The organism is Marinobacter shunpengi, assembly GCF_045449715.1.
Taxonomy (GTDB): domain Bacteria; phylum Pseudomonadota; class Gammaproteobacteria; order Pseudomonadales; family Oleiphilaceae; genus Marinobacter.
Genome location: NZ_JBJJLA010000018.1, coordinates 225837 through 233828 on the forward strand (window position 1 = coordinate 225837; position 7992 = coordinate 233828).

7 protein-coding genes are annotated in these 7992 nt (G+C 54.3%); all 7 read left to right on the top strand.

Features of this window, described 5'->3' with window-relative positions; all coding sequences use genetic code 11:
• Window positions 1–94 precede the first annotated feature (94 nt).
• The 7 genes from ACJO3T_RS13485 (at window position 95) to ACJO3T_RS13515 (ending at window position 7989) form a co-directional block, all read left to right on the top strand.
• Window positions 95–2233 carry an adenosylcobalamin-dependent ribonucleoside-diphosphate reductase gene (locus ACJO3T_RS13485; RefSeq protein WP_406978774.1) on the top strand — a complete coding sequence of 713 codons (2139 nt, stop codon included), beginning with the start codon at window positions 95–97 and terminating at the stop codon, window positions 2231–2233.
• A gap of 26 nt (window positions 2234–2259) precedes the next feature.
• A complete protein-coding gene (locus ACJO3T_RS13490; protein WP_406962895.1) occupies window positions 2260–2952 on the top strand; it encodes a TSCPD domain-containing protein in 693 nt (230 codons plus the stop codon).
• 383 nt (window positions 2953–3335) lie between these two features.
• The gene (locus ACJO3T_RS13495; protein ID WP_406978776.1) at window positions 3336–3920 is read left to right on the top strand and encodes a hypothetical protein; all 585 of its coding nucleotides are present in this window, start codon (window positions 3336–3338) and stop codon (window positions 3918–3920) included.
• Window positions 3921–4052: 132 nt separating this feature from the next.
• Entirely contained in the window at window positions 4053–4370 is a 318-nt protein-coding gene (locus tag ACJO3T_RS13500) for a hypothetical protein (protein ID WP_406978777.1), read from the top strand.
• 72 nt (window positions 4371–4442) lie between these two features.
• On the top strand, window positions 4443–5213 hold the full coding sequence (locus ACJO3T_RS13505) for a hypothetical protein (protein WP_406978778.1): 771 nt from the start codon (window positions 4443–4445) through the stop codon (window positions 5211–5213).
• 76 nt (window positions 5214–5289) lie between these two features.
• Entirely contained in the window at window positions 5290–5775 is a 486-nt protein-coding gene (locus ACJO3T_RS13510; RefSeq protein ID WP_406978779.1) for a hypothetical protein, read from the top strand.
• Between the two features lie 1102 nt (window positions 5776–6877).
• Window positions 6878–7989, top strand: a protein-coding gene (locus ACJO3T_RS13515; protein ID WP_406977608.1) for an IS3 family transposase whose coding sequence is annotated in 2 segments (ribosomal slippage) — window positions 6878–7139 and window positions 7139–7989 — 1113 coding nt in all. Because the reading frame shifts where the segments join, the coding sequence is not laid out codon by codon here.
• Window positions 7990–7992: the final 3 nt, after the last annotated feature.

Consider the following 7992-nt stretch of genomic DNA (forward strand, 5'->3'; position numbering starts at 1 on the left):
TTTGACGCAAACCCCGACAGGACCGTCAAACCCGCCGTGAGCGCCGCAGTCGCGGTGTTCTGACCATAAGAAATCATGCAAATCGAGGGTGGAGATGAGCGCAAAACTACAGGTAGTAACCACTGATATTCCGATGCAGGATGCCTCTCTGGACATCTGGAACAGCAAGTACCAGTTGAAGACCAAGACCGGTGAACCTGTAGACCGCGACATCCAGGAGACCTACCAGCGGGTGGCCAAGGCCCTGTCTGAGGTCGAGCCCAAGGCCAAGCGCGACAAGTACATGAAGGAGTTCGTCTGGGCCCTGCAGCACGGTGCCATCCCGGCGGGCCGGATTACCTCCAACGCCGGTGCCGAGGCCCACAAGCCGGCCACCTCCACCATCAACTGCACCGTGTCCGGCACCATCCAGGATTCCATGAACGACATCCTGGAGAAGAACCACGAGGCGGGCCTGACCCTGAAGGCCGGTTGCGGTATCGGCTACGAGTTCTCCACCCTGCGCCCCCGCGGTGCATACGTGGCCGGCGCCGGCGCCACCACCTCCGGCCCGCTGTCGTTCATGGATATCTTCGACCGCATGTGCTTCACCGTGTCCTCTGCCGGTGGTCGTCGCGGTGCCCAGATGGCCACCTTCGACGTGCACCACCCGGACGTACTGGAGTTCATCCAGGCCAAGCGTGAAGACGCCCGCCTGCGCCAGTTCAACCTGTCACTGCTGATCACCGAAGACTTCATCGAAGCGGTGCGCAACGGCGACGACTGGCACCTGTCCTTCCCGGTCACCCAGAAGGAAGCCGAGGACGAAGGCCTGGACCTGAACGACACCAGCCAGTTCGTCTACCGTGATTTCCCGGTGCAGGAAGGCTACGTGGTCAACGACGAAGGCAAGGTCGCCTGTCGTATCTACCGGACCCTGAAGGCCCAGTTGATCTGGGACACCATCATGACGTCCACCTACGACTACGCGGAGCCCGGCTTCATCCTCATCGACAAGGTGAACCAGATGAACAACAACTGGTTCTGCGAGGAAATCCGTGCCACCAACCCCTGCGGCGAGCAGCCCCTGCCCCCCTACGGTAGCTGCCTGCTGGGTTCGGTGAACCTGACCAAGTTCGTGGAGAACCCCTTCACCGACAAGGCCAGCTTCAACTACGAGAAGTACCGCCAGGTGGTGGCCATCTTCACCCGCATGCTGGACAACGTGGTGGAAATCAACGGCCTGCCCCTGAAGGAACAGCGCCACGAGATCATGAACAAACGCCGCCACGGCATGGGCATCCTCGGCCTGGGCTCCACCCTGGCCATGCTGCGCATGCCCTATGGTTCCGAGGAATCCGTGCAGTTCACCGAAGACGTGGTCCGCGAGATGGCTGTGGAAGGCTGGCGCCAGTCCCTGGCCCTGGCCGAGGAAAAAGGCGCCGCGCCGATCATGGACGAAGAGTTCGAGATCACCCCGAAGATGCTGGCCTGGCGCCCGGAACTGGCCGAGGACGGCTACAAGCTGGGCGACAAGGTGAAGGGCCGCCTCCTGCACGCCAAGTACAGCAACTACATGAAGCGCATTGCCGAGGTAGAGCCGGAACTGGTTGAGAAGCTGGCCGAGAAAGGTGGCCGTTTCACCCACCACACCTCCATCGCGCCCACCGGCACCATCAGCCTGTCACTGGCCAACAACGCCAGTAACGGCATCGAGCCGAGCTTCTCGCATCACTACTCCCGCAACATCATCCGGGAGGGTCGCAAGACCAAGGAGAAGGTGGATGTGTTCAGTTTCGAGCTGCTGGCCTACCGCCACCTGATCAACAGCGGCGCCATGCCCTTCTCCGAAGACGCCGACAAGAAGCTGCCGGAGTACTTCACCACGTCCGACGACGTGAGCCCGAAGCAGCACGTGGACATCCAGGCCGCGGCCCAGAAGTGGGTGGACTCGTCCATCTCCAAGACCGCCAACGTGCCCCAGGACTTCGCGTACCCGGATTTCAAGAATATCTACATGTACGCCTACGAACAGGGCCTGAAGGGATGCACTACCTTCCGCTTCAACCCGGAGGCGTTCCAGGGCGTGCTGGTGAAGGAGTCCGACCTGGAGAACACCCTCTACGAATTCACCCTGGACGACGGCAGCAAGGTCACCTTCAAGGGTAATGAACAGATCGAGTACGACGGCGAGATCCACACCGCCGCCAACCTGTTCGACGCAATGAAAGAAGGCACCTACGGCAAATACTGATCCGGGAACTGACAGGAACCATGACCATGACAGCGAAAATCACCAAAAACATCGTCGGCTACCGGGTCAAGAAGGCGGACCCGGAGGCCCAGGCAGCGGCCCCCGAACAGGGAGCCAACACGCCGATTCAGATGAACGAGAACATCGAACGGCCGGACTTCCTGCTGGGCACCACCTACAAGATCAAGCCGCCGGTGGCCGAGCACGCGATGTACATCACCATCAACGACATCATCCTCAACGAAGGCACCGATCACGAAAGCCGGCAGCCGTATGAGGTGTTTATCAACTCCAAGTCCATGGAACACTTCCAGTGGGTCATCGCCCTCACCCGCGTTATTTCTGCGGTGTTCCGCAAGGGTGGCGACGTGACCTTCCTGGTGGAAGAGCTGCGCTCGGTGTATGACCCCAACGGCGGCTACTTCAAGAAAGGCGGCGTCTTCATGCCGTCCCTGGTGGCCGAGATCGGCGGCGTTATCGAGCGCCACCTGAAGGCCATTGGTCTCATCGAGACCGAAGAGATGAGCGACGTGACCAAGCGGATCCTGGCGGAGAAGCGGGCGGAGTTTGAGACGGCTCAGAAGACGCCTTCTAATGATGAGAGCGCCAGTGAGTATCCGGCCAACTCCACGCTTTGTGGGAAGTGTAATACCAAGGCTGTGGTTATTATGGATGGGTGTGCTACCTGCCTGTCTTGTGGCGATAGCAAGTGTGGTTGAGCGGTTGGTAGCCAGATGAGGTAGTACGAGGAGCCCGGTTAGGTTTGCTGATCGGGCTTTTTTGTTGGATACATTCATGGCATGAAGTGACGCGCTTCATGTTTTCGGTGGGCGATGACGTTTTTCTCGGATAGCCATCGGATATTCAGCCAATTTTGGCGGTATATTCGAAATTTACCGGCTTTTTGTCGCTCTTCTTGGGATGTATATACCGATGGACAGAACTTAGCCGGCTCACAGGTTATTGTTATTAAAGCCTATTCCGATTTTTTGCTTTAATGAAGGCGGCTTGGTATATCGTCGTAACTGACGTTGAATAAACTGTTAGCACTTAAATCAGGAGACCCATGATCAGGGAGCCAATGAAGGAGTACTGCGGTTGCATGGAGGAAATCCGCAATCGTTCATCGGTCATAGCAAACCTATTGAGTGGCTCGGCAACTCTCGGTAGGCACGACTATGATTATGAGTTAGTGGCCCTTCACCTCCGGAAAATTTTAGAACTCATAGCGTTCGGCAGCATAATTGGTAATCTGGAAGAATATTTTCAGACATTTGCGAATGCACACAAGCACTGGAACGCGGAAAAGATCCTCGCTGACTTAGAAAAGGTTAATCCTCACTTCTATCCTGTGCCGGTAGATATCGGGCAAAGAGACGAACGAGGCGTAACTGATGTGAGGGACTCTTCCAGAGAACATCTTACCCGCGCAGAGTTCGTCACCCTCTACAATCGTTGCGGTGCCGCGCTGCACATCCCCAATTCAATCAAAACAAAACGAGTAATCGATTTCATTCACCATCCGGGGGTGTGGTTGCAGAAAATACATGGATTGCTCGAGACTCACTATATAGCTTTACCCGAAGACGGGAATGTTTGGCTGGTTTTCCTTAACGATCCGAAGACCAATAGAGTAAGGGCTTTCAAAGCCGGTCCAGCCGATCAAGAATTCGAAACCACAGATTAATAGGGCGTGCCCACGGCGGAGACTGGAGTCAGTGCTAACCAGTGCAGGCACGGCGACGCCCTTTACATTGCGCCTTCGGCTCCATTCCAAGGGCGCGCATGCTGCAGGCGTTATGTTTCCGGGAGTATCAGTATGCAAATGAAGTGGTTTCTAGCCGTACTAGCCATGACAATCTCAATGTATTCGTTCGCAGACGATTCTATGGCCGAGTACGAGCGTCAAGTGGCAAAGTTCTGGGAACAGGCGGAAGAGACCGATCGACAGCTTGAGGAGGCTGGCCGACAGCTTGAGGCGGCAAGGGAGCAGGCGACAACCTACGAGGCATTTATTGAGCAGCAAAGGCTTCAACTTGAGCGCAATGCAAGGCTAATGGACCGTTGGGAGCGGATTCTAGAACGCCAAGAGGAGTTACTGGACATCGAGGAAGCTGGGGCCAATGCGGAAACATAACCAGTGCATGTTGGCGGACTGGTTTTCCGCTGCGCTCCAAACCAGCCGCAAATGTAGGCGTTAGGTTCTAAAATGGGTAAGAAGAGCCGGCAAGAAAGGCCGAGAAGGGATTATGTCTATGCGACTACGAAGGGTGAGGTTTCACACCTGACTGTCCACTATGATCCCTCCCAAGATCGGGTGACTATCGCTGATGCAGATCCCGACACTGTAAGGTTAGAAACTCGGTACGAGCGCCCTTCGTCCGGCAAGGAAAAAGTCGTTAGTTCCATCGCAGCGCCTTCACTCGGAGCATCATTCAGCACGTTCACAGCGCTTAAAGATAGTTTTGACTACCTCATTGCCATCGACACAAATACAAAGAAAATTGGTGACCATCAGCTAAGTGTTTGCGCGTCTTATCTCATTGAACAGCCACTGAAATCTTACGTCAGTGAAGTTCCCTTCGTTAGTGGTCCCTGCTATGCAATGTTGGATGTAAATGAGGCAGTCAATCCCGAAAGGTTTGGGTGGCACTTGGTCATCAAAAACCATTTTCGAGCGCCCCCTAATGTTCGTATAGGAGTGATAGTAGATTGTGAGCTGGGTGAGCACCAGGGCATGAACTCGCGAGCCGTTCCGTATTATGAAGGGCATTTCCTGCCTGAAAACATCAGCCTAATTTATGCCTCTGATGCGTCGAGTGATTCTTTGGTAAACCAGATGATTCGCTATTGTGACAAGCTAGCAGCTCGGGCAATTAGCGAGATATCAGGAAAGATAGACGATTTAAAGAATGCAAAAAGTCGGGATGAAAGCTGCGCTGCGTACGCATACTTCAGTCCCCAAAAGCCTAACCAATAGCGGCACTCGGACACGCTAAAGCGTGCCGGTGCGCACCGCGTTACAAAGCTTTGAGCAATAGCTTTAGCTTACCTTTATGAAGACACTTAGCGGTACTGACACGAGCATAGAATATTGGGTCGCAGAGCTTAATGGTTACCTATCCGCCGTTTCGCATCTAAATGATGCGGTAGGCTACAGACACGGGTTCTATTCTGACCTGATCTATTTGGGAGACCTATGCCCCCTTGCTGCCATCAATCAGTACGTAGGCAAGTCCTGTGACGATATCGTGGAAATTGACCTAAAAGTAGAAGCTCAACAAATTGAAAAGTATGTTTTAAATAATTTTTCTCGAGGTAACGGAGTTGCGGAAGACCAACGCACGAACTTTGTTCTTGAGCAATTTAGGTGGCACATTCAAGAGTATGTTTCATTGGCGGCGGGGTACGGCCCGGAAAAGAATCGATGGCTTCTGAGAGAGGAATCTGAAAGATCATCCAAATCCTCCCTGTTCGTACAAATCGACGGCTATATACTGGTGATGGTTTTTCATTGGAGAATTGACGATGTCGATTTGTAACAAGTCACTGTTGCCGGACAATTTTTCCGTGGCTTCGCCACTCCAAAATTACCGCAAAGTTCAGCGTTATATTCCTAGGATCTGATGACCATTTTTTATGTTGAGTACCATGTGGAGCCATTGCCGGAATCTGGTGACTTCGGCTCTTGCGGCGGGGCCTACGCGAGTTGCTGGGTTAACGCGGAATCGCCAGAGGCGGCCACTCAAACGGCGCGTTCGGTGATTACCTGCATGGACTGGAGAATCGTCAACACCGAGCTCGAATGTCGCGTGGTGGATGAGCAGTGGTATCAGAATGAGGATGAAGGGCTTGAATGCTACGCGCAAGCCCTAGAAGACGGAGAGTGCTACGTATTCCACCAGTGGCCTTGTGAGCCTCAAGAAGATGATACGGTCCATTAACGGACATGAATATAACCAGTCGCGTCACGCGGATGTCCTTTACGCCGCTTCGTTCTGTAAAGGCCACCGGTGAGAAGTGATCATGGACAGGCACCCCCAGAAAAAAAGATCGGCAACTGGTGCCCAGAGAACGCAAATCAACGCTTGGGAAGGTCCCTATAGATCGTGTTGATTGTTTTTTAGCCAGACCTACCAAGATTCGGCCGTAATTCAGGAATTCAGGCCAAGCGGGATGCCTGGCTAATGGCCAGTGGGTATTTGCTTGCGTTTAGGAGTAATGACTCTGATGGACAGGCACTCTCAAAAAGAGAATGACTCTGATGGACAGGCACTCTCAAAAAGAGAACCTCCAGTCCCAAGCCGGTAAACGGCAAACTGCAGCGCGGACATCGCCGCTTGACCTGAACTGATCACGGTTTGGCCAATTCATCAGGTTTCCGGCCCGCTTTCCCGAATTTAGGTCAAGCGTATCCCTTGGCCTGGTGCCAATAAGCAGTGTTCTCCGGGGAAAATCTTCGGATCAGGCCGCTCGTCGTCGCCTGCCCTGCTCCACCCGCTGGTTCTGAGCGTAACGGGCTTCGAATTCGCAGGCTTCCTGCAGCCACTCGTCCGCAGAAAGTTCCAGGTGTAACCATCCCCTAAAATCGGTGCATGCGTAATTAGAGTTCTCCGGCCTACAATGAGGCAAACGGAGAACGACATGAAGAAATCACGGTACAGCGAGTCCCAGATCGTCAAGATCCTGAAGGAGGTCGAGGGCGGTCGCCTGGTCAAGGAAGTCTGCCGGGAGTACGGCATCTCCGATGCGACCTACTACAACTGGAAATCCAAGTACGGCGGCATGGAAGCCTCTGATGTGAAGCGCCTCAAGGAGCTTGAAGAGGAAAACCGCCGGCTGAAGCAGATGTACGCGGAGCTGAGCCTGGATCACAAACTGCTCAAGGATGTGATCGAAAAAAAGCTGTAAAGCCAGCCGTTCGACGAGAACTGGTGGATTACCTCAAGCAGGCTCACGGCGTCAGCATTCGCAGAGCCTGTCGAATCGCTGGCATCAGTGACTCTGTGTACCGGTATCGGCCGGATACTTCCCGGGATGAACCAGTGATTGCAGCGCTTCAGAGCGCGACTGAACGCTATCCCGCCTACGGCTTCAGCAAACTGTTCAAGGTGCTGCGACGCTGGGGTCACGGATGGAATCACAAGCGGGTACACCGGCTGTATTGTGCACTCAACCTGAATAAACGACGACGGGGTAAGAAACGACTCCCGACCCGAAACCCGGAGCCATTGAGCGTACCAGTCACCGTTAATCGGTGCTGGTCGATGGATTTCATGAACGACAGTCTGTTCTGTGGTCGCCGGTTCCGCACTTTCAACGTGGTGGACGATTTTAACCGGGAGGTACTGGCCATCGAGATCGACCTTAATTTGCCGGCCCCACGGATCATCCGGGTTCTGGAGCGCATCATCGCCTGGCGAGGCTACCCGGCCAGATTGCGAATGGATAACGGCCCGGAGTTCATCTCCATCGCCCTGGCAGATTGGGCGGAACAGCACGGCATATCGCTGGAGTTTATTAAGCCAGGGAAGCCGACTCAGAACTCCTACGTGGAGCGCTTCAACCGAACTTACCGGGACGAGATCCTGAACATGTATGTCTTCCGGAACCTCACCGAAGTCCGAGAACTGACCGAGTCCTGGATAACGGAATACAACGATGAGCGTCCCCACGATTCACTGGAAGACCTGACGCCATGGGAATACCTGGCGAAACACCAACGGGCGGAAAACTCTAATCAGCGGTGCAACTGAAAC